The sequence below is a fragment of the Amycolatopsis stemonae genome, assembly GCF_054781455.1.
This window is the reverse complement of the sequence record NZ_BAAGUJ010000002.1, coordinates 1-23,151: the sequence shown is the minus strand read 5'-3', so window position 1 is coordinate 23,151 and position 23,151 is coordinate 1. Positions and strand designations below refer to the sequence as shown.

The 23,151-nt window shown below is 70.5% G+C and carries 23 protein-coding genes; 19 read left to right on the top strand and 4 right to left on the bottom strand.

What is annotated here, in order from left to right; all coding sequences use genetic code 11:
- Nucleotides 1–25: 25 nt before the first annotated feature.
- The 15 genes from ACYVLJ_RS06050 (at nt 26) to truA (ending at nt 10,579) form a co-directional block, all read left to right on the top strand.
- Nucleotides 26–625: a hypothetical protein gene (locus ACYVLJ_RS06050; protein ID WP_460438024.1), complete on the top strand. Its 600-nt coding sequence runs from the start codon at nt 26–28 to the stop codon at nt 623–625.
- A gap of 48 nt (nt 626–673) precedes the next feature.
- A complete protein-coding gene (locus tag ACYVLJ_RS06045; RefSeq protein WP_460438023.1) occupies nt 674–1,783 on the top strand; it encodes a hypothetical protein in 1,110 nt (369 codons plus the stop codon).
- A gap of 44 nt (nt 1,784–1,827) precedes the next feature.
- Complete coding sequence (locus ACYVLJ_RS06040; protein ID WP_460438022.1) at nt 1,828–2,451, top strand: LysE family translocator; 624 nt, start codon at nt 1,828–1,830, stop codon at nt 2,449–2,451.
- 266 nt (nt 2,452–2,717) lie between these two features.
- The gene (secY, locus tag ACYVLJ_RS06035; protein WP_451982304.1) at nt 2,718–4,025 is read left to right on the top strand and encodes a preprotein translocase subunit SecY; all 1,308 of its coding nucleotides are present in this window, start codon (nt 2,718–2,720) and stop codon (nt 4,023–4,025) included.
- A complete protein-coding gene (locus ACYVLJ_RS06030; protein WP_451982301.1) occupies nt 4,022–4,576 on the top strand; it encodes an adenylate kinase in 555 nt (184 codons plus the stop codon). The genes secY and ACYVLJ_RS06030 overlap by 4 nt, the downstream gene beginning before the upstream one ends.
- A gap of 44 nt (nt 4,577–4,620) precedes the next feature.
- Nucleotides 4,621–5,397: a type I methionyl aminopeptidase gene (gene map / locus ACYVLJ_RS06025; RefSeq protein WP_460438611.1), complete on the top strand. Its 777-nt coding sequence runs from the start codon at nt 4,621–4,623 to the stop codon at nt 5,395–5,397.
- A 325-nt stretch (nt 5,398–5,722) separates the two neighbouring features.
- Entirely contained in the window at nt 5,723–5,944 is a 222-nt protein-coding gene (gene infA, locus ACYVLJ_RS06020) for a translation initiation factor IF-1 (protein WP_004558881.1), read from the top strand.
- A gap of 34 nt (nt 5,945–5,978) precedes the next feature.
- Nucleotides 5,979–6,092, top strand: a complete 114-nt coding sequence (gene rpmJ / locus ACYVLJ_RS06015) for a 50S ribosomal protein L36 (protein WP_004558882.1) — start codon at nt 5,979–5,981, stop codon at nt 6,090–6,092.
- A gap of 211 nt (nt 6,093–6,303) precedes the next feature.
- Nucleotides 6,304–6,684 (top strand): 30S ribosomal protein S13, encoded by a 381-nt coding sequence (gene rpsM, locus ACYVLJ_RS06010; protein WP_072474750.1) that lies wholly within the window; start codon nt 6,304–6,306, stop codon nt 6,682–6,684.
- A complete protein-coding gene (locus ACYVLJ_RS06005) occupies nt 6,681–6,866 on the top strand; it encodes a hypothetical protein (protein ID WP_451982298.1) in 186 nt (61 codons plus the stop codon). The genes rpsM and ACYVLJ_RS06005 overlap by 4 nt, the downstream gene beginning before the upstream one ends.
- Nucleotides 6,867–6,884: 18 nt before the next feature.
- On the top strand, nt 6,885–7,292 hold the full coding sequence (gene rpsK, locus ACYVLJ_RS06000) for a 30S ribosomal protein S11 (protein WP_004558885.1): 408 nt from the start codon (nt 6,885–6,887) through the stop codon (nt 7,290–7,292).
- A 23-nt stretch (nt 7,293–7,315) separates the two neighbouring features.
- Nucleotides 7,316–7,921 carry a 30S ribosomal protein S4 gene (gene rpsD / locus ACYVLJ_RS05995; protein ID WP_451982295.1) on the top strand — a complete coding sequence of 202 codons (606 nt, stop codon included), beginning with the start codon at nt 7,316–7,318 and terminating at the stop codon, nt 7,919–7,921.
- Between the two features lie 105 nt (nt 7,922–8,026).
- Nucleotides 8,027–9,097 carry a DNA-directed RNA polymerase subunit alpha gene (locus tag ACYVLJ_RS05990; RefSeq protein ID WP_004558887.1) on the top strand — a complete coding sequence of 357 codons (1,071 nt, stop codon included), beginning with the start codon at nt 8,027–8,029 and terminating at the stop codon, nt 9,095–9,097.
- A gap of 41 nt (nt 9,098–9,138) precedes the next feature.
- Nucleotides 9,139–9,684: a 50S ribosomal protein L17 gene (gene rplQ, locus ACYVLJ_RS05985; protein WP_451982292.1), complete on the top strand. Its 546-nt coding sequence runs from the start codon at nt 9,139–9,141 to the stop codon at nt 9,682–9,684.
- Nucleotides 9,685–9,757: 73 nt separating this feature from the next.
- Nucleotides 9,758–10,579, top strand: coding sequence for a tRNA pseudouridine(38-40) synthase TruA (gene truA / locus ACYVLJ_RS05980; protein ID WP_460438021.1), 822 nt, complete (start codon nt 9,758–9,760; stop codon nt 10,577–10,579).
- A gap of 31 nt (nt 10,580–10,610) precedes the next feature.
- On the opposite strand, the gene ACYVLJ_RS05975 is transcribed toward truA, so the two are convergent.
- A complete protein-coding gene (locus ACYVLJ_RS05975) occupies nt 10,611–11,330 on the bottom strand; it encodes a hypothetical protein (RefSeq protein WP_451982286.1) in 720 nt (239 codons plus the stop codon).
- Nucleotides 11,327–12,562, bottom strand: a complete 1,236-nt coding sequence (eccE, locus tag ACYVLJ_RS05970) for a type VII secretion protein EccE (RefSeq protein WP_451982283.1) — start codon at nt 12,560–12,562, stop codon at nt 11,327–11,329. The genes ACYVLJ_RS05975 and eccE overlap by 4 nt, the downstream gene beginning before the upstream one ends.
- A 628-nt stretch (nt 12,563–13,190) precedes the next feature.
- On the opposite strand from eccE, the gene eccB reads away from it, so the two are divergent.
- From eccB to ACYVLJ_RS05955, 3 genes are read left to right on the top strand one after another with little or no spacing between them, the layout of a single operon-like run.
- Nucleotides 13,191–14,834: a type VII secretion protein EccB gene (gene eccB, locus ACYVLJ_RS05965; RefSeq protein WP_460438020.1), complete on the top strand. Its 1,644-nt coding sequence runs from the start codon at nt 13,191–13,193 to the stop codon at nt 14,832–14,834.
- A 48-nt stretch (nt 14,835–14,882) separates the two neighbouring features.
- A complete protein-coding gene (locus ACYVLJ_RS05960; protein WP_451982278.1) occupies nt 14,883–15,218 on the top strand; it encodes a hypothetical protein in 336 nt (111 codons plus the stop codon).
- Complete coding sequence (locus ACYVLJ_RS05955; RefSeq protein WP_460438019.1) at nt 15,215–16,294, top strand: WXG100 family type VII secretion target; 1,080 nt, start codon at nt 15,215–15,217, stop codon at nt 16,292–16,294. The genes ACYVLJ_RS05960 and ACYVLJ_RS05955 overlap by 4 nt, the downstream gene beginning before the upstream one ends.
- 13 nt (nt 16,295–16,307) lie before the next feature.
- On the opposite strand, the gene ACYVLJ_RS05950 is transcribed toward ACYVLJ_RS05955, so the two are convergent.
- A complete protein-coding gene (locus ACYVLJ_RS05950; RefSeq protein ID WP_460438018.1) occupies nt 16,308–17,942 on the bottom strand; it encodes a type VII secretion-associated serine protease mycosin in 1,635 nt (544 codons plus the stop codon).
- A 20-nt stretch (nt 17,943–17,962) separates the two neighbouring features.
- Nucleotides 17,963–19,327: a type VII secretion integral membrane protein EccD gene (eccD, locus tag ACYVLJ_RS05945; RefSeq protein ID WP_451982269.1), complete on the bottom strand. Its 1,365-nt coding sequence runs from the start codon at nt 19,325–19,327 to the stop codon at nt 17,963–17,965.
- Between the two features lie 316 nt (nt 19,328–19,643).
- Here eccD and eccCa point away from each other — a divergent pair.
- Nucleotides 19,644–23,151: type VII secretion protein EccCa (gene eccCa, locus ACYVLJ_RS05940; RefSeq protein WP_460438017.1), on the top strand; the 3,508-nt coding region annotated here is incomplete at its 3' end.

The following is a 23,151-nucleotide window of genomic DNA, read 5'->3' as shown; positions in this document are numbered from 1 at the left end:
CCGGTCCGGCGGAAGGATCGGGGGAGTGGACGTCACCCCTCGTCGTGGCCCGGCCTTCCTGGCGCTCGTGGTGCTCGCGCTCGCCCTGACGGTCCTCGGCACGTTCCTGCCCCTCTACCGCACCGAACAGCCCTTGGGCGTGGAGAACGACGGGGTCGCGCGCTCGGTCGTCCGGGCCTGGCGGATCGACTTCACGTTCCCGGGCTCGGGGGAGATCGCGTCGCCGTCGGCGCCGCTCGGGGCGCCGCTGCTGCTGGCGGGTGCGCTCTTCCTGGTGGCGCTGGTCCTGGGGATCCGCCAGGCGGTGACCGGCCACGCCGGCGCGGCCGCCCGGCGGGCCACGCTGGTGGCCGCGGCGTTCCTGGCGGGCACGGTCTGCACGATCGGGGTGCAGGGCGCCCGCAGTCTCGTCGACGACCACCTGCCCCGCACGCAGACGACGCTCCTGGCGGGCCTGTGGGTGCTCATCGCGGCGGTCGCGGTTGCGGCGGCGGCCGCGGTGCTCGCCCACCGCACGCCGGCCGCTGGGCGCCCGGAGTGGGCCGACCCGGAAGCCGCGTTCGCGGACACGGCGACACCGCCGTCGGGCGTCTCGATCACGGTGCTGCCCCCGGCGGACGACTGACCGGACAGGTTCCTTGCCGCCGCGGTGATCCGGACGGAGGATCACAGGGTGGAGAGACCGTCACAGGAGCCATCCGAGCGGCCGCACCCGGCCGAAGCCGGGGAATCCCCGCTGAGCTTCCCGGTCGAGGCGCCAAGGGTCACGGGCGTCGAGCCGGGCACGGGAGCCCCGTTCCCGCCGGAGCCCTCGCAGGCGGCCGATCCGCCGAGCTTCCCGGCCGAAGCCTCACCGGTCCCGGCTGATGCCGCGCCTTCGGCAAGCCCGCTGGCGTTCCCCGCCGACGCCACGCCCTCCGCAGGCCCGCTGGCGTTCCCCACGGACGCAACACCCTCGGCAAGCTCGCTCGCCTTCCCCGCGGACGCCACGCCTGCCGCCCCCTCCTCGGACCCGCTGGCCGTCCCTCCGGAGCCTTCCGCGGGCCTGCCGGTCTTCCCCACAGGTGCCCGGCCCGAGCCGCTGCCGTTCCCCGTCGCCGAGATCCCGGGCGCGCCACCGCAGCCCCAGGCCTCCGAAGACCCGGCAGAGCCGCACCAAGCGCAGATCCCGGTCGTCGAAGCGCGTCCCTCGGGGTTCCTCCGCCTGCTCCCGGCCGTCCTCACCGCCGTCGCCGCCCTGATGACCCTCGGCGGCACCTTCCTGCCGCTGTTCCGGCTCGAGCAGCACGTGAGCGTCCGGGACCGGTTCCTCGAGGCCCAGCTGACCGTCACCGAGACCGCCTGGGGCAGCCGCATCGAGATTCCCGGGCAGGAGACCACCGACCAGGCCGCCTCGCCCGTCGGGATCCCGCTGATCCTCGCCGTCCTCGTGCTGGCCGTCGCCGCGCTCATGGCCTTCTCGCGGCCCGAGAGCGGCCGTGCGCGGTGGCTGGTCGCCGGCGGGGCGCTCTTCACCACCGGGGTCGTCCTCACGGTCGGGATGAGCGGGCTCGGCTGGTCCGCGATGGCCGACGGCAACGACCTCGAGGTCGTCACGGACTCCGGGATGTGGCTGCTGATCGGGGCCCTCGTCCTGGTCGTCGCCGCGGCCGTCCTGGCCTGCCTGCCCACCTGGCGACGTCGGGGCGAGGACTGGGCCGACCCGAACCTGGCCTACGCCGACACCCCGACCCCGCCCAGCGGCGTCGCCATCACCGTGCTGCCGCCCGAGGACGACCGCTAAACCGCTCGCGCCCGCCGTTACCGTGGGAGGCGGAGGTGGTCGTCGTGTCGTGGCTGCTGGTCTTCTTCGGGGCTTCGGTGCTCATCGCGCTTACGCCAGGGGCGAACAACCTGCTCGGCCTCCACCACGGGATGACGCACGGTGTTCGCCGCGGCCTCGCCGGGCTGGCCGGCCGGCTGACCGCGTTCACCCTGCTGATCGGGGCCGTCGCGGCCGGGCTCGGGCAGCTGCTGGCCGCGTCCGAGACCGCTCTGACGATCATCAAGTGGGCCGGCGCGGCCTACCTGCTGTTCCTCGGCGTCCGCCTGCTCTGGTCCACCATCCGGGGCAAAGCGGACACCCCCGCGCCGACCACCGAACCGGCGTCGGCCTGGCGGGTCGCGCGCAAGGAGTTCGGCGTCGCCATCACCAACCCGAAGGCGATCCTCATCTTCACCGCGTTCGTCCCGCAGTTCATCGACGCAGGTCACGGGTCCTTTCCGGCTCAGATCGCGCTGCTGGGCGCGGTCTACCTGCTGGCCGAATTCCTGGCCGGTTCGGTGTACGTCGGCGTCGGCGCCGCGGTGAAGTCGATCGAGCTCACCCGGCGTGCCCGGCGCAACGTCGACCGGGGCACCGGGGTGGTCCTCGTCGGCCTCGCCGGCGTGCTCGCGACGTCCAGCGCCTGAGCCCGAACCCGCGCTCTGTGTCAAGGATTACGGCCGAGACGGCGAAGTGGATCAACCCGCCGGAGCAACCTTGGTACGGAAAACGCACACGCACTGCGGACACGCCCCGTGAAGCTGTTAGAGTCGGCGACACGCTTCGGGACGAGTGTGCCCCGAAGCGTTCCTGGCTTGCCTGCCAGTAGTGCTGTGTGTTCCCGCCGGCCCCCGTGGCCGGCCAAGCCGATCGTCGGTTGAGGACGGCCGACGACGCCGAGGAGGTCCCCCGCGTGTTCAGCGCCTTCCGCTCGGCTCTCGCGACGCCGGATCTACGCAAGAAGATCCTGTTCACGCTAGCCATCGTCGCGGTCTACCGAATCGGTGCGACCATTCCGGCGCCCGGGATCTCGTACGGAGCCGTGCAGGCCTGTAGCTCCCAGGCGCAGCAGGAAGGCGTCTACCAGCTGCTGAACCTGTTCAGCGGCGGTGCGCTGCTGCAGCTGTCGCTCTTCTCGACCGGCATCATGCCGTACATCACGGCGAGCATCATCATCCAGCTGCTCACCGTGGTCATCCCGCGGTTCGAGGAGCTGAAGAAGGAAGGGCAGTCCGGCCAGGGCAAGCTGACCCAGTACACCCGGTACCTGACGGTCGCGCTCGCGATCCTGCAGGCCACCGGCGTGGTCGCGCTCGCGGACCGCAAGCAGCTCTTCCCGGACTGCGACCAGCCGATCATCCCGGACAACAGCGTCTACTCGCTGGCGATCATCGTCATCACCATGACCGCGGGCACCGCCGTCATGATGTGGCTGGGCGAGCTGATCACCGAGCGCGGCGTCGGCAACGGCATGTCCGTCCTGATCTTCCTGAACATCGCGGCGCGCATCCCGGTCGAGGGCGGGAACATCCTGTCCAACGGCGGTGGCATCGCGCTGACGATGATCTGCATCTTCGGGCTCGTGATCATCGCGAGCGTCATCTTCGTCGAGCAGGGGCAGCGCCGGATCCCGGTGCAGTACGCCAAGCGCATGATCGGCCGCCGGATGTACGGCGGCACGTCGACCTACCTGCCGATCAAGGTGAACCAGGCCGGCGTCATCCCGGTCATCTTCGCGTCGTCCCTGCTGTACCTGCCGGACCTGATCTCGCGCCTCGTCGGCGACCAGAACAGCAACTCCGGCTGGCAGGTCTTCATCAAGAACTACATCGTGAACCAGTCCAGCTGGGTGCACATCGCGCTGTACTTCGGCCTGATCATCTTCTTCACGTACTTCTACATCACGATCACGTTCAACGTGGACGAGCGTGCGGAAGAGATGAAGAAGTTCGGCGGGTTCATCCCGGGCATCCGCCCGGGCCGCCCGACCGCGGAGTACCTGAGCTACGTGCTCGGCCGGATCACCCTGCCGGGCTCGCTGTACCTGGGCATCATCGCGATCCTTCCGAACTTCTTCCTGTCGGTGACCGGGAGCGGGAACAACCAGAACTTCCCGTTCGGTGGCACGGCTGTGCTGATCATGGTCGGTGTCGGCCTCGACACCGTGAAGCAGATCGAAAGCCAGCTGATGCAGCGCAACTACGAAGGGTTCTTGAAGTGACACGCCTGGTTCTCGTCGGCCCGCCGGGTGCGGGCAAAGGTACGCAGGCTGAGGCCCTGTCCGAGCAGCTGCGCATCCCGCACATCTCGACGGGCGAGCTGTTCCGCGCCCACGTCGGCCAGGAGACCCCGCTGGGCCAGGAGGCCAAGCGCTACCTGGACTCCGGCGAGCTCGTGCCCGACTCGGTGACGAACGAAATGGTCCGCGAGCGCCTGGCGGAGCCGGACGCGAAGGCCGGCTTCCTGCTCGACGGCTTCCCCCGCAACACCAAGCAGGCCGAGGTGCTCGGCGAGATCCTCGGCGACTCCGACGTCTCGCTCGACGCCGTGATCCAGCTGCAGGTGCCGGAGGACGTCGTCGTCGGCCGGCTCATGTCGCGCGGCCGCGCGGACGACACCGAAGACGTCATCCGCCGCCGTCAGCAGATCTACGTGTCGGACACCGCGCCGCTGCTGGAGTACTACGCCGACATCCTCGTGAGCGTCGACGGTGTCGGCAGCGTGGACGAGGTCTCCGGCCGGGTGCTGAAAGCGCTGCGCGACCGCACGTGAATCTCGGAGGGTTGCGTGTTCTGCAAGTGCTCCGCCGCGGGCGCATGATCGAGGTCAAGACCCCGGACGAGCTGCAGGCGATGCGGGCCGCGGGGCTCGTCGTCGCCCGCACGCTCGCGGCCGTCCGCGCGGCCGCGAAGCCGGGGGTCAGCACCGCCGAGCTCGACGAGCTGGCCGAGCAGACGATCCGGGACGCCGGCGCGGTGCCGTCGTTCAAGGGTTACCACGGCTTCCCGGCGTCGATCTGCGCGTCGGTGAACGAGCAGATCGTCCACGGCATCCCGGCGAAGACGCAGGTGCTGGCCGACGGCGACATCATCTCGGTCGACTGCGGCGCGATCCTCGACGGCTGGCACGGCGACTCCGCCGTCACGCTGGCCATCGGCGCGGTGTCGGACGCCGACCTGGCGCTGTCCGCGGCGACCGAGGCGGCCATGTGGGCCGGCATCGAGGCCGTCAGCGCCGGCGGCCGGCTGACCGACATCTCCTACGCCGTCCAGTCGGCGGCCGAACGCGCGGGCCGCGACGACGGCGTCGAGTACGGGATGATCGTCGAGTACGGCGGCCACGGCATCGGCCGCCAGATGCACATGGACCCGTTCCTGCCGAACATCGGCAAGCCGGGCAAGGGCCCGCGGCTGAAGCCCGGCATGGCGCTGGCGATCGAGCCGATGTTGACCGGCGGCGGCGGCGAGACCCGCGAGCTGGACGACGGCTGGACGGTCGTCACGGCCGACGGCTCCCGCGCGGCCCACTGGGAGCACACGGTGGCCATCACCGAAGACGGCCCGTGGGTGCTCACCGCTGCGGAAGACGCCTGACATCTTTCGGGGGTCCGGGTGGCGGAGCCCCCGGCTCGGGGCGAAGCCCCGGATGGCGCTGACCTGCGCATTCACCCGTTCAGGTGCACTTGGTGTCCGCGGAACTGGGCAATCTCCTAGCACGGTTACCCCCAGTTTGGGGGTCGCGACACGGGTTGCGTACACTGTCAAGTCGGCGCACTTATCGCGCCCGGATCCTGCGCGCTCGTGAATTCACGGTCTTGGGAGCCGGGCACCAGTGTGCCACGCAACACCCAACCCAGCACTAGTGCTCGAGTTGATCAGGTGTGGCGGCCGACAGTGCAGACAAGGAAATGCGGAGGACATGGCGAAGAAAGACGGGGCCATCGAGGTCGAAGGCCGCGTAGTCGAGCCGCTCCCCAACGCGATGTTCCGCGTCGAGTTGGAGAACGGTCACAAGGTCCTGGCACACATCAGCGGCAAGATGCGGCAGCACTACATCCGCATCCTGCCCGAGGACAGGGTTGTCGTGGAGCTCTCGCCCTACGACCTCTCTCGTGGTCGCATCGTCTACCGCTACAAGTGATCACGAGCAGCTCAGAAGCAGGAGAGCAGAAGACGTGAAGGTCCAGCCGAGCGTCAAGAAGATCTGCGACAAGTGCAAGGTGATCCGCCGTCACGGCCGGATCATGGTGATCTGCGAGAACCTGCGGCACAAGCAGCGGCAGGGCTGATCCGATCGCCAGGCACTCGACCAGAGTGGATTGACGGCTACACAACCTCCCCGCACCTGCCGGGCCACGCGAGTGGGCCGGTTCACCCCCGGACTTCAGGCCGGGGCTGGGACACCCGAGGCGCAAGCCGAGGGCACGACAGGCGAGTCGGTCCCGGAACCGGACGGGGAGCAGACCTGAAGACGAATTCAATGAAGGAGCATCAGCGCCAATGGCACGACTCGCTGGCGTAGACCTTCCCCGCGAGAAGCGGGTGGAGATCGCGCTTACGTACATCTACGGCATCGGCCGTACCCGGTCGAAGCAGCTCATCAAGGCTGCCGAGATCAACGCGGACACCCGCGTCAAAGACCTCAGCGATGACGACCTCGCCAAGCTGCGTACGTACATCGAAGAGAACTTCAAGGTCGAGGGTGACCTTCGCCGCGAGGTGAACGCCGACATCCGTCGGAAGATCGAGATCGGGTGCTACGAGGGTCTTCGCTGGCGCCGCGGACTTCCCGTCCGTGGTCAGCGCACCAAGACGAACGCCCGCACCCGCAAGGGTCCGAAGAAGACGGTCGCCGGCAAGAAGAAGGCTGGCAAGAAGTGAGCGTCCAGGGCAAGAAGGTCGTGCAGATGGGCGGCGTCCAGCGCCGCGGCTCGGCTTGCGTTTCGCCCAAGGCGCTCTACGCCCGCCCGATGGCGCTGCGGAACCTGTACACCGACGCCGGTTCGATCATCCGGCGCGGCCAGGCCGAAGCAGCCGCCGCTCACCAAGAAGACGCGCGCTAACAGGAGATCCCTCAGAACATGCCACCGAAGTCTCGCACTGCGGCCGGGGCCAAGAAGGTCCGCCGCAAGGAAAAGAAGAATGTCGCGCACGGTCACGCGCACATCAAGAGCACCTTCAACAACACCATCGTCTCGATCACGGACCCGACCGGTGCCGTGATCGCGTGGGCGTCGAGTGGTCACGTGGGCTTCAAGGGCTCGCGCAAGTCCACCCCGTTCGCCGCGCAGATGGCCGCCGAGAACGCTGCCCGCAAGGCCGCCGAGCACGGCATGAAGAAGGTCGACGTCTTCGTGAAGGGCCCGGGTTCGGGCCGCGAGACGGCGATCCGCTCGCTGCAGGCGGCCGGCCTCGAGGTCGGCACCATCCAGGACGTGACCCCGCAGCCTCACAACGGCTGCCGCCCGCCCAAGCGGCGCCGGGTCTGAGGAACGGGGAGGAGTAAGAAGAAATGGCTCGTTACACCGGCCCCGCGACGCGTATTTCGCGTCGCCTCAAGGTTGACCTCATCGGCGGCGACCAGGCTTTCGAGCGTCGCCCCTACCCGCCGGGCCAGCACGGCCGCGGGCGCATCAAGGAGTCCGAGTACCTCCTGCAGTCGCAGGAGAAGCAGAAGGCTCGCTACACCTACGGCGTTCTCGAGCGTCAGTTCGTCCGGTACTACAAGGAAGCCGTCCGGCGTCCGGGCAAGACCGGTGAGAACCTGCTGCAGATCCTCGAGTCGCGGCTGGACAACGTGATCTACCGCGCCGGCATCGCCCGCACCCGCCGTCAGGCGCGTCAGCTGGTGAGCCACGGCCACTTCCTGGTCAACGGCGTCAAGGTCAACGTCCCGTCGTTCCAGGTCACCAAGTGGGACATCATCGACGTGCGGCCGAAGTCCATGGGCATGCTGCCGTTCGTGGCGGCGAAGGAGTCCTTCGGCGACCGCCCGATCCCGGCGTGGCTGCAGGTCGTCCAGTCCAACCTCCGCGTGCTGGTCCACCAGCTCCCGGAGCGCGCGCAGATCGACGTTCCGGTTCAGGAACAGCTGATCGTCGAGCTCTACTCGAAGTAGTCCGGCACCGTCGGACGCAGGGCGGCGGCGCCCACAGTGCGCCGCCGCCGCGCCATCCCTTCGACGTCATATGGCGGGCGTCGTCTGGAAAGGAACTAGGAAGAAATGCTGATTTCCCAGCGGCCGGCTCTCGGCGAAGAGACGGTCAACGAGACCCGCTCCCGGTTCACCATCGAACCGCTTGAGCCCGGCTTCGGCTACACGCTCGGCAACTCGCTGCGTCGTACGCTGCTGTCGTCCATCCCGGGCGCGGCCGTGACGAGCATCCGCATCGACGGCGTGCTGCACGAGTTCACCACCGTTCCCGGGGTGAAGGAAGACGTCACCGACATCATCCTGAACCTCAAGGAGCTCGTGGTGTCCTCGGAAGAGGACGAGCCGGTCACCATGTACCTGCGCAAGCAGGGCCCCGGTGAGGTCACGGCGGCCGACATCGTGCCCCCGGCCGGCGTCACCGTGCACAACCCGGACCTCCACATCGCGTCGCTGAACGGCAAGGGCAAGCTCGAGATCGAGCTCGTCGTCGAGCGCGGCCGCGGTTACGTTCCGGCGCTGCAGAACAAGCAGGCGGGTGCCGAGATCGGCCGGATCCCGGTCGACTCGATCTACTCGCCGGTGCTGAAGGTGACGTACAAGGTCGAGGCGACTCGTGTCGAGCAGCGCACCGACTTCGACAAGCTGATCCTGGACGTCGAGACCAAGCCGTCGATCACGCCGCGCGACGCGGTCGCGTCGGCCGGCAAGACGCTGGTGGAGCTGTTCGGTCTCGCCCGCGAGCTGAACGTCGACGCCGAGGGCATCGAGATCGGCCCGTCGCCGCAGGAGGCGGACACCATCGCCGCCTACGCGATGCCGATCGAGGACCTGGACCTCACCGTCCGGTCGTACAACTGCCTGAAGCGCGAGGGCATCCACACGGTGGGCGAGCTCGTCTCGCGCAGCGAGGCGGACCTGCTCGACATCCGCAACTTCGGCGCCAAGTCGATCGACGAGGTCAAGCTCAAGCTCGTCGGCCTCGGCCTCGCGCTGAAGGACAGCCCGCCCGGGTTCGACCCGACTGCGGCGGCCGCCAGCTACGACGGTGAAGGCTGGTCGGAGGGTGTCGGCGGCATCGCCGACGGGATTTCGGACGGCCACGACGATGGCCAGGACTACGCAGAGACCGAGCAGCTCTGAGGCCCTGTGCCTGGACGCTGTGAGCTGAACTAGGAGAACCAATGCCCACCCCTACCAAGGGAGCCCGGCTCGGCGGGTCGTCCGCGCACGAGCGGCTGATCCTGGCCAACTTGGCCACGCAGCTGTTCGAGCACGGCAAGATCACCACCACCGAGGCGAAGGCCAAGCGGGTCCGTCCGCTGGCCGAGAAGCTGATCACGAAGGCGAAGCGGGGCGACCTGCACAACCGTCGTCAGGTGCAGAAGGTCGTCCGTGACAAGGACGTCGTGCACAAGCTGTTCGCCGAGATCGGGCCGCACTTCGCGGAGCGTGCCGGTGGCTACACCCGGATCACCAAGACGATGCCGCGCAAGGGCGACAACTCGCCGATGGCCGTCATCGAGCTGGTGGCCGAGAAGACGGTGACTTCGGAGGCCGAGCGCGCTCGGAAGACGAAGTTCGCCAAGGACGAGCCGAAGGCCGCTGCCCCGGCTGCCGAGGAGACCACCGAGGCGCCCGCCGCCGAGGAGGCCAAGGCCGAGGAGACCACCGAGGTTTCGGAGGCTCCGGCTGCCGAGGAGACCGACGCGGACGCCAAGAAGGACTGACGTCCTGAAGGCCGATTTGACACCGGACGAGCCCGCCACTCCCGCTGGGGAGGGCGGGCTCGTTCGTCTGCGCTTGGACGTTTCCTACGACGGGACGGACTTCTCGGGCTGGGCCCGGCAGCCTGGTCGCCGCACGGTCCAGGGGCTCCTGGAGGACGCCCTGCAGAAGCAGCCGCCGGGCGCGTCGGTGCCGAAGTCCGTGGTCGTGGCGGGCCGCACGGACGCCGGGGTGCACGCGACGGGCCAGGTGGTGCACGTGGACGTCGTGCCCGGGGGTGCCGGGCGCGTCCCGATGTCCGTCGAGGGCATCCCGGACCTGACCCGCATGACGGGCCGCTGGAACCGGCTCCTGCCGGGCGACGTCAGGGTGCTGGGTGCCCGGGTGGCCCCGCCGGGGTTCGACGCCCGGTTCTCGGCCGTCCGCCGGCACTACCGCTACCGGGTGTCCGACGCGCCGTGGGGCGTGGACCCGTTGCGCCGGCACGACACCCTGGCCTGGAACCGTCCACTGTCGACGGACGCGATGAACGCCGCCGCCGCGGACCTGCTGGGCCTGCACGACTTCGCGGCGTACTGCAAGCAGCGCGAGACAGGTACGACGATCCGCGAGCTGCAGCGCCTGGAATGGACGCGGGTGGACGAGCACCTGCTGGAGGTCCGGGTCTCGGCGGACGCGTTCTGCCACTCGATGGTCCGCAGTCTGGTGGGCGTCCTGCTCATGGTGGGTGACGGCCGCCGCGCGCCCGGCTGGCCGGAGCGGCTGCTGGCGAGCGGCGTCCGCGACAGCGCGGTCGCCCCGGCGCACGGCCTGACCCTCACCGCCGTCGACTACCCGCCGGACGCGGACCTCGCCGCCCGCGCCGAACAAACCCGCAACATCCGCACGCCCTCGTGAGGGGTTTCCCGCTCACGAGGGCGGCGCGAGATCAGTCGCCGCGGCGGACCGGGCCCAGGAGCTGCTGCTCCTTGCCCGTCGTCACCAGGCGCAGCGGCCGCCACAGGTTGCGGCCCAGTGCCACCACCTGGTCGTCCTTCAACGTCGTCAGCTGCCGCATCATCTGCGGCGGGAGCCGCCAGATGCGCGCCGCCAGTTCGGCCTGACCGGCCGGAAGGCGCTGCATCAGCACCAGATCCGCCGCGTTGGCCGTCGCGCCCGCCTGCGGGTGCAGGTACGGCAGCACGTAGATCGTGGTCTGCCACGGCGAGCGGGGCGGGAACAGGTCCTGCGGGGTCGGGCCGCCGTCGGTGACCACCAGCAGCGGCGCGTCCTCCGACGGCCGCGGGAGCTCGACCGGGGACAGCCGGCGGATCTGCACCAGCGGCGACGGGCGGCCGTCACGGCTGCCGGCCGCCTGCGAGAGCACCTGCCACGCCGCCGGGCGGCCCGTCGCCACCACGACCCACGCGCCGACCGCCATCGCTCGCATCGCCACCTGACGGGCCAGGTACAGCCCGCCCACCAGCACGATGCGTGTCGGCGTCGAGCGCAGCGCCGAGATCGTCAGCGGCTCGCCCTTCAGGCCCGAGCCGAGGACGATGCCGCCGCGGTCGCCCGAGGGGCTGATCGCGTCGAGCATCGCGGGGTCGACCGTGAACTCCGGCGCCACACCGGTGTTCTGCCCGGCGTCGCGGACGCGGGAACTCATGCTGTACCTCCGATCGGCAGCGTGGCGGCGAACGCGGAGACCTGCAGCCCGCGCAGCGGCGTCAGGTCGACGCCCAGCCGCTCGGACAGGCCCTGCAGCCGCTGGTCGGCGGCGTCGAGCTCACGCGGGTTGCGCGCGCTCAGCCGGACCACGCCGCGCAGCCCGATCTTGCCTTCGTCGGACGCCGGGGAGATCGACATCGCGACCGTCGCCGACAGCGCGCGGACGCTCGTCAGCGCGTTCAGGCTGCCGCTGATCTTGCCCTTCGGCCAGCCCGTGATCGCGTAGCTCGCGTGCCCGATGCCGGCCGCGGTCACGCCGGACCACCGCTCCTGCAGCGTCACCCGGTCCGCCGAGCCGGCGACCGAAGTCAGCTCCGCCGCGGAGATGCCGGCTCGCAGCAGCTCGTCCGGGTCGAGCGGCCGGGTCGGCACGCCCTGGGACTCGAGCGCGTTGCGCACGCGGGACAGCGCGCCGATCAGGGCGCGGTGGGCGCCGACGACGCCGCCGCCGCGTTCCCGGATGGCCGCCGGGCAGCGCTTCGGGTCGAGCCGGATCGCCACCCACGTCGTCCGCCGCGCCGCCGCGGGCAGCGGGCCGAGCACCTCCATGTAGGAGCTCAGTGCGGGCGAGTCCGACGGCAGCGCCGCGCTGCCGGGGTAGCAGTGTGAGATCAGCTGGATGGAGTCGAGGACGACACCGCGGTCCTCGAGGCAGGGCGCCAGCGCCGACAGCGGAAGGCTCGGCGCGTCACCGGCCTGGGTGATCATCGCCGGGGTCGGCTCGACGAGCAGCACGGCCGTCCAGGTGCCGTCGTTCCAGGCGAGGCCGACCTGCTGGCGTTCGTGGTCGACGCCGTGCGCCACGACGAGGTCGGGCACGGCCACGCGGAGCAGGTTGACGCGGGCGTCGTCCGCGCCGGTCACCGTGGTCTCTTCGGCGGTCATCGCCTCGACCGTGCTCGGCGGCAGCGGGTTCGCCACCCGGTCGTGCGACCGGAACGAATAGCGGAGGGTCAGCCCGATCCACTGGGTGAACCAGCGGCCACGCCAGCGGAGCAGCGCGACGATGAGCGCGAAGCCGACCACGCCGACGCCGACCCACTTGAGCGACATGTCGATGGCGAGGAGAACGAGCCCGATCGCGAGGCCGACCTCGAGCACGACGAGGTTCGCCACGGGCAGCGGCCCGAGGTTGACGCCGGAAGACCGGCGCCGGGCCGGTGGTGCCATCCGCACCGCGCCGGGCGGGGGAGTGGAGGGGCCGCTGTCGTCCGGTCCTTGGGGGCCACCGCCACCGGGTCCGCCGGGGCCACCGGGGCCGCCGCCGCCGGGGCCGCCAGGGCCACCGGGACCGCCGCCGCCGGGGCCGCCGGGGCCACCGGGACCGCCACCGCCGGGACCGCCAGGTCCACCAGGTCCACCAGGACCGCCACCGCCGGGGCCACCAGGACCGCCGGGGCGTCCGCCGGGTCCCCCGGGGCCGCCCGGACCGGGGCCGCCGGGACCGCGCGGCGGCATGCCCGGACCGCCGGGGCCACCAGGTCCACCACCGGGTCCGCCGGGAGCGCCACCGGGTCCACCGGGCACTCCGCCGGGGCCGCCGGGACCACCGGGTCTCCCCGGCCGCGGCGGCGGGCCCGGCGGGCGACCGGGTGGCGGCGGCCCGGGCGGGCCAGGCGGACGTGGAGGCGTGGTGACGGACATCCGCGCGTTCTCTTCCCCTCGTGCTTGCGTACCCCGGAAGCCGGGTCCCGGGGTGTCCGACCCTAGCCGGAGTTGGTAGAAACCCCACACCAGACGGTCCCCGTACGGCTATCCTGCGGAACCGTACCGCGACGGGGAGAGCTGTAGGTCGAGAATGCCATCAACACCCACGACTAAGTCTCAGGTTCAGGCGTATCAATTCGTCCTACGGCGGATGCAGTCGGCGCTGGTCCGGCGCGACGCCGTGATGTTGCACGACCCCATGCGCACCCACACGAGGGCCACGATCGTGGGGGTCGTGCTCGGTGCCCTCGGCATGATCGTCTTCGTCGTCTGGGGGCTGCTCAGCCCGGCGCCGTCGGTGCCGGAGGCCGGCAACATCGTGATCGGCGAGCAGTCCGGCACGGTCTACGTGGTGATGGGGAACCCGAAGACCCTCGTGCCGACGTTCAACCTCGCGTCGGCGCGGCTTCTCCTGCTGGCGCAGTCGAAGCAGTCGAGCGGCGGGAACAACGGCGGTGCGACGGCGGCGCCCGCCCCGGCCGCGGCGGCGAGCCCGGCGAGTGTGAAGAACCCCACGGTCGTGTCCGACGACCAGCTGAAGGACATCCCGCGCGGGAAGCTCACCGGCATCCCGGACGGGCCGCAGCTGATCCCGACCGACGCGCAGCGGATCTCACCGAACTGGGCCGTGTGCGACCAGGTCCTGCTCGACCCGACGCAGCCGAACCCGGACATCGGCAAGACCGAGACGTCCGTCTTCGGCGGTGTCGCCCCGAACGCCCTCGGCACCGAGCTGGGTGAGAAGGAAGCGCTGCTGGCGGCGGCCGACAACGGAAAGACCTACCTCGTCTACCGCCTGCCGAGCACGCAGAACCGCCCGAACGCCAACACCGTCCGCGCCGAGATCGACACCAGCGACTCGCACAATGCCGTCTCCACCGCTCTGCAGCTGCTGAACCAGAAGCCGCGCAAGATTTCGCAGGGCCTGCTGAACGCGATCCCCGAGGTCCCGCGCCTGACCCCGCCGGTGATCCCGGACGGCCCGGCGCCGGCCGACTTCGGCGGGCTGTCCGCGGGCGACGTCTTCTCCACGCAGCCCACGGGCGAGCAGCCGCAGTACTGGGCGATCACCACCAGCGGCATCCAGCAGGTGTCGCAGGCGGTCGCCGACGTCGTGCGGGTCGCGAAGCACGGCAGCGCGAGCAGGTTGCAGACGCTCGGCCTCGACAAGCTGTCCGGGGTCACCGTGCTGCGGTCCGGCGACCCCGGCTACATCCAGGTCGACGACTTCCCGCGGTCGGTCCCGACGGTGCTCGACGCCACCAAGAACTCGGCGGTCGCCTGCCTCGGCTGGTCGGTGGTCGGCGACGGCGCCAACCGCGACGGCCACACGTCGGTCTACATCGACACCCAGCTGCCGGGCCAGAACAGCCACGGCCCCAAGTTCGCCACCACCAAGGTGACCACGCCGGGCCCGAACCGCGTGCCCATCAACGGTTTCTACCTGCAGCCGGGCTTCGGCGCGGTGGTGCAGTCCGCCACCGGCAAGGACAGTTTCGGCAAGGGCGCGATCCAGCTGATCTCCGACCGCGGCATCCGCTACAGCGTCCCGGACGCGACGACCGCGGACGCGATCGGGCTGGGCAACCGGCAGCCCGCACCCGAGTCGATCATCGGCCTGCTGCCGACCGGCGCGTCGCTGAACACGCAGGACGTGCTGAAGCAGTTCGACTCGGTGCCGATCGACCCCAACGCCGGCTCGTTCCCGACGCAGACCCAGCAAGCGGGCGGCTGAGCGGAACCGCGGGTCCGCGGCGGGCGTCACACGCTCGAAGGTCTTTTCGTGAGCGGAGGTGCCGTGGCCGGCTTGAGGATGGACGGCGCCGTCGTCGCCGAGTACGCCAAGACGGCCGAGGCGGCCGCTGACGACTTGGACGCGGCGGCCGTGGAGGTCGGGGGCGAAGGCGTCTCCGAAGAGTCGTACGGCGCGTTGGGGGCCCAAATCGGGCTCGGTGCGTCGTACGGGCGGGCGTCCGGGGCGTTGCGGCGCCAGCTGACCGACGGCGCCGAAGCCCTGCGCTCGGCCGCCGAGGCGCTGCGGCAGGTGACGGTCCGCCACAGCGGTCAGGACGCGGACGCCGCGGAGCTGATCAAGCGGGCCGGGAGGCTCGACGGATGATGACCGAAGAAGGCTCCACGGAGTCCATCGCGCACCCGCTGGCGCGCCAGGCCGCGCCGGTCGCCGTGGCCGTCCCGCAGGGCGAGGACATCACCGCGGCGGCCGAGCCGCACCTGGGTTATCTCACCGACGTCTCGCGGCAGCTGGGGCTGATCGATCCGGTCGAGACGTACTTCCGGCCGTTGCTGGGCCGCTGGGCCGACCTCGGCGCCGAAGCCGGGCGGCTGCGCCAGGCCGCGTCGACCGCCGCCGGCGTTTCGGCGCGCCTCGACGACCACCTGGGCCGTCTCGACGCCGGCTGGGAAGGCCGTGACGCGGACTCGTTCGTGGCCTACATCAGGGAAATCGGCTCGGCGGGCGGCGACCTCCAGGAGGCGCTGAACACCCTGGCGGCCGCGCTCGACGACATGGTGGAGACCCTGCGCCACGTGGTCGTGGACCTCGTTGAGGTCCTGGTCGACGCGGCGGAACTGGTGTCGGAAACGATGTTGCTGCCCAGCGGCGGCACCCGGCGCGCACGGGCCCAGCTGGAGGAGACGCAGGAGTCGGCGAAGAGCCTGTACGAGACGGCGCGCGACGTCATGGAGGCGTTCGACCGGCTCTGCGACGGCGTCGACGACCCGGACGGCAAGTCCAGGACCATCGAGATCCGGCACCGCTACCCGCAGGAGCGGTTCAAGCTGCACGACGGCGCGTTGAACGACGAGGGCACAGCCGCTTCGGGGACATCGCCGTCTTCGGCGGACCAGTCGACGACACCGTCCGCGGCGAGCGGCGACCCGGCGGAGCCGAAGCACACGGGGGCGGGCACCCCGGACGCGGCGCAACCGGCCGACGCACCCCCGGATACCACGGCGAACCACAACACGTCTGGCGGCGTCCCGATGATGCCGATGATGGGCTTCGGCGCCTTCGGCGGAGGCGGCGGCGGGGGACGGCGCCAGCCGAAGTCCCGCCAGACGATCAACCCGTCCGAACTGCTGGGGGAGCCCGGTTTGGTGGCGCCCCCGGTCATCGGCGAGGACGAGAACCCGAAGCCGCAGCCGAAGAAGCCCCCGGCGCCACCCTCGAAGTGACGCCGGGCCCGCGTCAGCGGCGGGTGGCGGGCCCGGTGTCGGCGGTCCGGTTGCGGCGGATCGTGTGCATCACGAACAGCGTGATCAGCAGCGCCACCACGCCGCCGCCGGTGCCGGCCAGCGCCACGATCACGGGGGTCGAGCTGCGGTCGTTCGACGGCGGGAGCTGGGCCATCTGCGGCGCCGGGATCGGCGCCTGGTTCCCCAGCTCCGACGGCAGGCTCTGGGTCAGCGCGGCCACCGGGTCGATGACCCCGTAGCCGACGAAGTTGTCCCGCCCGCCCGGCGCCGCCGGGTGCTGGGCCGTCTCCTTGATCCGGTTGACGATCGCCCGTCCGCTCAGCTTCGGGTACTTCGCCTTGATGAGCGCGGCAAGTCCGGAGACGTACGGCGCGGCGAAGCTGGTGCCCTGGATTTCGCTCGCCTTGTCGCCGTTTTCGAAGGTCAGGTTCGCCAGGCCGGTCGACTGCTCGGCCGGGTCGAGCGAGACGATCCGGGTGCCCGGCGCGGCGACTCCGACCCACGGGCCGTGCACGCTGAACGGCGCCACACCGCCGGACTCGTCGATCGCGCCCACCGACAGGACGTCGTCGGCGAACCACGGCGGGGTGACGATCGTCTTCGGTCGCCTCGCGTCCGGCTGGTCGTTCTGCGGGCAGCCGTCGGTCGCGTTGCCCGCCGCGGCGACGACCACGATGCCCGCCTCCGCCGCGGCGTGGACAGCGGCCTGGACCTGCTGCTCCCCCTCGGTGATCGACCCGTTCGCGGTCCGGCAGTTGTCGACCGACATGTTGATGACGTCGGCGTCCTTCCGCTGCGCGATGCCGGCGATGATCTCGGCCAGCGTTCTCAACGTGCCCGCCGTGCCGTCCTTCTCCAGCTGGCGGCCGCCGTTCGACTGTCCGGGCGACGTCCGGTCGCCGTCACCGGACCCGGTCCCACCGCCGCCGCCCGAACTCGGCGGCAGGGACGACTGCGAGCCGGAGGGCGGGTTGCTGCTCGAGGAGGGCGACCCGCCGGTGCTGCTCGCGGGCGGTGTCGGCGTCGAGGTGTCGGGCCCGTAGTTCTCGCTCAGCTGGCGGTAGGACACGATCGTCGCGTCCGGGGCGACCCCGATGAACCCGACCTCAGGGTTGTCCGGCTTCGCGGCGATGATGCCCGCGACCTCGGTGCCGTGCCCGTCGCAGTCCTCGAGACCCGGCTGCTGGCCCTTCGTCGTCGCGGAGACGTAGTCGCCACCGGACTTGACCCGGTTCTGGAACCACGGGTGCTGGGTCACCCCGGTGTCGATCACCGCGACCCGGACACCCTGCCCGGCCCCGCCGTTCGTGGCGGCTTTGACGATCTCCTGTGCTTTCGCGATCTGCAGGTAGTCCTGCCCCCACGGCCGGTATTTGATCTCGATGTTCTGGCCGAGGGTGCTGCGCTGGACGCAGCCCTTCGTCTGCTTGTACTTCTTGTCCGGCTTCCCCGAGTCCGTGACCAGCTTGGTCGTGTCGACCGGGGGCGGGGTCGCGAAGTAGCCGTCGGTGGACGTCTGCGCCCAGCCCGGCAGGGCCGCTCCCAGCGGGGCCAGCACGCCGATCGTGCCGGCCAGCAGGGCCGTCGTGGTTCGCCGGGTCGCGCCGAAACGGCGTCCTACTGCCATCCGAGAGTCACCCGATCCGGTCACTTGAAGTTCAGGTGCCGCAGGGTGGTGTAGAGGTCCATCACACCCAGGGCCAGCGGGAGCACGGAGGCGATGCTGATCGCCTCGATGATCTCCACGGTGCGCCGCAGCGGCGGCGAGAACCGCTGGTTCGGGAAGATCACGCCGACCACCAGCGCGCCCGCGGCCAGCAGGATCAGCACCCCGAAGACGTAGAGCAGGCGGTTCTGCGCGCTCGCCGTGAGCAGCCAGCCGATGCCGATGCCGGTCGCGGCGACCAGGCCCGTGGTGAGCAGGGCGATCGCCTGGCTGCCGTTGGCGTACGCGCGGGCGCGCAGGAGCAGCACGAGCGTCGCGACGACGCCGAGGATGATCCCGAACGCGCCGGGCGCGGTGGCGGCGATGATCGCGGACACCGCGACCGTGACACCGCAGCCGACCATCAGGCCGGTCATGTAGTTGTGCGCGACGGCCGTGCGGCGCTCGATCGCCCGGTAGTCCGGGAAACCGGAGTCTTCCTTGAGTTCCTCGGCGCTGCCCGGGACGTGCGGCAGCGGCAGCTTCGCGAGCCAGATCGTGGCGCGCGGCAGGATCGAGATGCAGGCGAGGGCGACGGCGACCGTGCCGGCCGCGATACCGGCCGCGGGGTGCGCGACGAGCGTGCCGAACAGGAAGGCCAGCGCGCCGAAGACGCCGACGGTCGCGGCCGCGATGAACGTCGTGATGCCCGCGCCGATGACCATGATGCAGACGGACGCGACGATGAGCACTAGGACCGCGCCGAGCAGCAGGTTCGCCCGCATCGACAGCCCGGGCACGATGTAGAAGCCGCTGACGAACGCCAGCGGCAGGCCGCCGGCCGCGGCGATCAGCACCCCGGTCGCCTCGGCGTTGTACGCCTTGGCGAGCGTCGCGCCGACCGCGACGCACGCGATCGCGCCGATGCCGCCGGCGATGGCCGCGCCGATCGCGCTGCCGCCGTAGAGCGAGCCGCTCATGAACAGCGCGAACGCGGCGGCGACCAGCGCCAGCCCGCCCGCGACGTGCCCGAAGCGGTTCGCCGTTTCCTTGGTCCAGGGCCGGAAGCTGTCGGGGGAGGACTCGGCGATCGCGTCGACGACGTCGTCGTACAGCGGCGGCGGCGGGTTCTCGTTGCGCTTGCGCAGCTGGAGCAGCTCACCGTCGACCACGCCGAGCGAGGCGAGCGTCCGGCTCGGGTCGAGCGGGGCGTCCCCGAGCTTCGCCAGCGCCCAGCCACCGTGGCGGGCCCCGCCGTCGGGCGACGACTCCTTGGCCATGTCCAGCAGCATCGGCAGCAGATCGGCCACCGCGACATCGGCGGGCAGGGCCACGTCGATCCGCGTAGAGGGCGCGACGACCGTCACCCTGCTGAAAACTGTCGTGCCCGTAGCCACTGCACTGCCCCCGCTCGGTCGAGACTGCTCCCGGGGGAACTTATACCGAACCCGGGTGCCGACATCATCGAACGTCCGAAATTCACCGGCAACGGCAGGTCGGCGGAGGTCCAGCGGGCGAAGGGCGCCACTACTGTCGGTGCCGGGCCCTACACTCGGCGGACGAGGGTGGGGCAGCGTTCACGAGGGGTTCCGGCATCCGGCGGAATTCTCCCGATACGTTCGATAGGTTGTTCGCGCACCAAGCGGTGGCCGCCATCGTCGAGTTTGAATGAGGGGTCCTTCGATGAGCACGCTGCAGTTCAAGAAGTCGCCGCGGCTGGCGGCACCGCGTCCGCCGGGCGGTGAGGTGCACCTCGAGCCGCCGCCCGAGGTGCCCCGCGTCATCCCCGGCAACATCGTCATGAAGGCGCTTCCGGTCGTCATGATCGTCGCGTCGCTCGGGATGATGGTCTTCATGTTCCAGGCCTCCAACCGGAACCCGATGATGATGGCCATGGGCGGCATGATGGTCGTCGGGACGCTCGGGATGATGGCCGGCGGTGGCGGCAAGGGCGGCGGTGCCAAGCGCGCCGAGATGGATGAAGACCGCAAGGACTACCTCCGTTACCTGGGGCAGATGCGTGACCGCGCCCGTGAGGCGATGGTCGACCAGCGCGCCGCCCTGGAGTGGGTGCACCCGGATCCGCAGTCGCTGTGGTCGCTCGCGGCGAGCCGCCGGATGTGGGAGCGCCGCCAGAACGACCAGGACTTCCTGCACCTGCGCGTCGGGCGCAGCTCGCACCGCCTCGCGACGCGGCTGGTCCCGCCGCAGACCGGGCCGGTCGACGAGCTGGAGCCGATCGCCACCCTCGCGCTGCGCCGGTTCGTGCGCGCGCACTCGATCGTGCCGGACCTGCCGACCCAGATCACCCTCCGCGGGTTCGCCGCGGTGAGCATGCAGGGCGACCGCACCCTCACCCGCGGCCTGACGCGCGCGATGCTCGCGCAGCTGGTCACCTTCCACAGCCCCGACGACGTGCTGATCGCGGTCGCCACCGCGGGCCGCGCGAAGGAGGAGTGGGAGTGGGCGAAGTGGCTGCCGCACGTCCAGCACCCCGCGCTGTCGGACGGCATCGGCCAGCTCCGGATGATGGCCGGTTCGCTGGCCCAGATCGAAAACTGGCTCGACGAAGAGCTGCGTGACCGCCAGCGGTTCTCCCGCAACGCGACACCCGCGCCGGACCAGCCGCACGTCGTGATCATCATCGACGACGCCGAGGTCACCCGCGAAGAGCAGATCGTCCTCGAAGAGGGCCTGGTCGGCGTCACGCTGATCGACCTCTCGGACTCCCTGGGCAACCTGGCCGCCCGCCGCGGCCTGCGGCTCGTCGTGGAGGCCGATCGGCTGGGCGCGCGCAGCGCCGGCGGGGTCGAGTGGTTCGGCAGGCCGGACACCCTCAGCGTGGTCGAGACCGAGTCGCTGGCTCGGCTGATCTCGCCGTACCGCGTCGGCGGCGCCGCGGGCCAGGACGTCGGCGACGAAGAGCCGCTGCTGTCGAACCCGTCGTTGCTGGAGTTGCTCGGGATCCCGGGTGATCCGATGACCTTCGATGTGCAGCAGGCGTGGCGGCCCCGGCCGATCCGGGATCGTTACCGCGTCCCCTTCGGCGTCGGCGAGTACGGCCAGCCGGTGGAGCTGGACATCAAGGAGGCCGCCGCCGAGGGGATGGGCCCGCACGGGCTGTGCATCGGCGCGACCGGTTCGGGTAAGTCGGAGTTTCTGCGCACGCTGGTGCTTGGGATGTTGGCCACGCATTCGTCGTCCACGTTGAATTTCGTGCTGGTGGACTTCAAGGGTGGTGCGACGTTCCTGGGGTTGGACAAGGCCCCGCACGTGTCGGCGGTGATCACCAACCTCGCGGATGAGGTCACGCTGGTCGACCGGATGAAGGACGCGCTGGCGGGGGAGATGAACCGGCGGCAGGAGGCGTTGAAGAACGGCGGCAATTTCAAGAACGTCTGGGAGTATGAGAAGGCCCGGGAGAACGGCGCTGACCTGGATCCGTTGCCGGCGTTGTTCATTGTGTGTGACGAGTTTTCGGAGTTGTTGTCGGCGAAGCCGGACTTCATCGATTTGTTCGTCGCGATCGGCCGGCTGGGCCGGTCGTTGCAGATGCACATGTTGCTGGCGTCGCAGCGGCTGGAGGAGGGCAAGCTGCGGGGTCTGGATTCGCACTTGTCCTACCGGATCGGGTTGAAGACGTTCTCGGCGGCGGAGTCGCGGGCGGCGATCGGGGTGCCGGATGCGTTCGAGCTGCCGTCGGTGCCGGGTGGTGGGTATCTGAAGTACGACACGTCGACGTTGGTGCGGTTCAAGGCGTCGTATGTGTCGGGTCCGTATCGGCCGGCGGGGATCAAGGCGGCGGGTCCGGCGGCGACGGTGGTGCGGGCGGACAAGCGGCCGCAGTTGTTCGTGCCGGACTTCGTGGAGTTGCCGAAGGAGCCGGAGCCGGAGCTGGTGGAGGCTCCGGTCGCGCAGCAGGCGCCGCAGTCGGAGGAGGCGGTCGAGCCGTCGGAGTTGGATGTGATCGTGTCGCGGCTGGTGGGGCAGGGCCCGCCGGCGCACGAGGTGTGGCTGCCGCCGTTGAAGGACCCGAATTCGCTGGACACGTTGTTGCCGAACCTGAACCCGACCGATGACCGGGGCTTGTCCCCGGTCGGGTTTTTCGGTAACGGGCGGTTGCAGGTGCCGTTGGGGATCATCGACCGGCCGTATGAGCAGCGGCGTGACCCGTTGTGGGCGGATTTCTCGGGCGCGGCGGGGCATGGGGTGATCGTGGGTGGTCCGCAGTCGGGGAAGTCGACGATGCTGCGGACGCTGGTCATGTCGATGGCGTTGACGCACACGCCGGAGGAGGCGCAGTTCTACTGTCTGGACCTCGGTGGTGGCACGTTGGCGGGTCTGGCTGATCTGCCGCACGTGGGCGGGGTCGCGGTGGCGCGGCGGGAGCCGGACAAGGCGCGGCGGATCGTGGCCGAGCTGACCACGCTGCTCACCGAGCGGGAGGGCCGGTTCGGGGCGATGGGCATCGACTCGATGACCGAGTTCCGCAACCGCAAACGCCGTGGGGAGATCCGGCCGGATCAGGACCCGTTCGGGGATGCGTTCCTGGTCGTGGACAACTGGCGGGCGTTGCGGGATGACTTCGAGGAGCTGGAGACGACGATCACCCGGTTGGCGACCCAGGGGTTGTCCTACGGGGTGCACGTCGTCATTTCAGCCAACCGGTGGGCCGACATCCGCCCGGCGATCAAGGACATGCTGGGCACCCGGTTCGAGCTGCGCCTGGGTGACCCGACCGAGTCCGATATCGACCGCCGGGTGGCGGTGAACGTCCCGGCCGGGCGGCCGGGGCGCGGGTTGACGCGGGAGAAGCTGCACATGCTCGGCGGGCTGCCGCGCATCGACGGCTCCAGTGACCCGGAGACGATCGCGTCCGGGGTGGCGGATGCGGTGGCGAAGGTGAAGGGCGCGTGGCGGGGCCGGGTGGCGCCGCAGGTGCGGCTGCTGCCGGAGATGATCACCTACGAGGAGGTGCTCAAGCTCGACAGTGCCCGCGACTCCAAGCTGGTCCCGATCGGGGTCAACGAGGAGGACCTGCAGCCGATCTACCTGGACTTCAACGCCGAGCCGCACTTCTACGCCTTCGCCGACGGCGAGTCCGGGAAGACGAACCTGCTGCGGCAGATCGCCCGCGGTATTTCCGAGCGGTTCACCGCCAAGGAAGCGCTGATCCTGCTGGTGGATTACC

Excerpts from the sequence above, each read along its gene's own strand:
- map (WP_460438611.1), top strand. The coding sequence starts at position 4,621 with ATGATCGAGGTCAAGACCCCGGACGAGCTGCAGGCGATGCGGGCCGCG.
- infA (WP_004558881.1), top strand. The coding sequence starts at position 5,723 with ATGGCGAAGAAAGACGGGGCCATCGAGGTCGAAGGCCGCGTAGTCGAG.
- rpsM (WP_072474750.1), top strand. The coding sequence starts at position 6,304 with ATGGCACGACTCGCTGGCGTAGACCTTCCCCGCGAGAAGCGGGTGGAG.
- rpsK (WP_004558885.1), top strand. The coding sequence starts at position 6,885 with ATGCCACCGAAGTCTCGCACTGCGGCCGGGGCCAAGAAGGTCCGCCGC.
- rpsD (WP_451982295.1), top strand. The coding sequence starts at position 7,316 with ATGGCTCGTTACACCGGCCCCGCGACGCGTATTTCGCGTCGCCTCAAG.
- ACYVLJ_RS05990 (WP_004558887.1), top strand. The coding sequence starts at position 8,027 with ATGCTGATTTCCCAGCGGCCGGCTCTCGGCGAAGAGACGGTCAACGAG.
- rplQ (WP_451982292.1), top strand. The coding sequence starts at position 9,139 with ATGCCCACCCCTACCAAGGGAGCCCGGCTCGGCGGGTCGTCCGCGCAC.
- ACYVLJ_RS05975 (WP_451982286.1), bottom strand. The coding sequence starts at position 11,330 with ATGAGTTCCCGCGTCCGCGACGCCGGGCAGAACACCGGTGTGGCGCCG.
- eccE (WP_451982283.1), bottom strand. The coding sequence starts at position 12,562 with ATGGCACCACCGGCCCGGCGCCGGTCTTCCGGCGTCAACCTCGGGCCG.
- eccB (WP_460438020.1), top strand. The coding sequence starts at position 13,191 with ATGCCATCAACACCCACGACTAAGTCTCAGGTTCAGGCGTATCAATTC.
- ACYVLJ_RS05955 (WP_460438019.1), top strand. The coding sequence starts at position 15,215 with ATGATGACCGAAGAAGGCTCCACGGAGTCCATCGCGCACCCGCTGGCG.
- ACYVLJ_RS05950 (WP_460438018.1), bottom strand. The coding sequence starts at position 17,942 with ATGGCAGTAGGACGCCGTTTCGGCGCGACCCGGCGAACCACGACGGCC.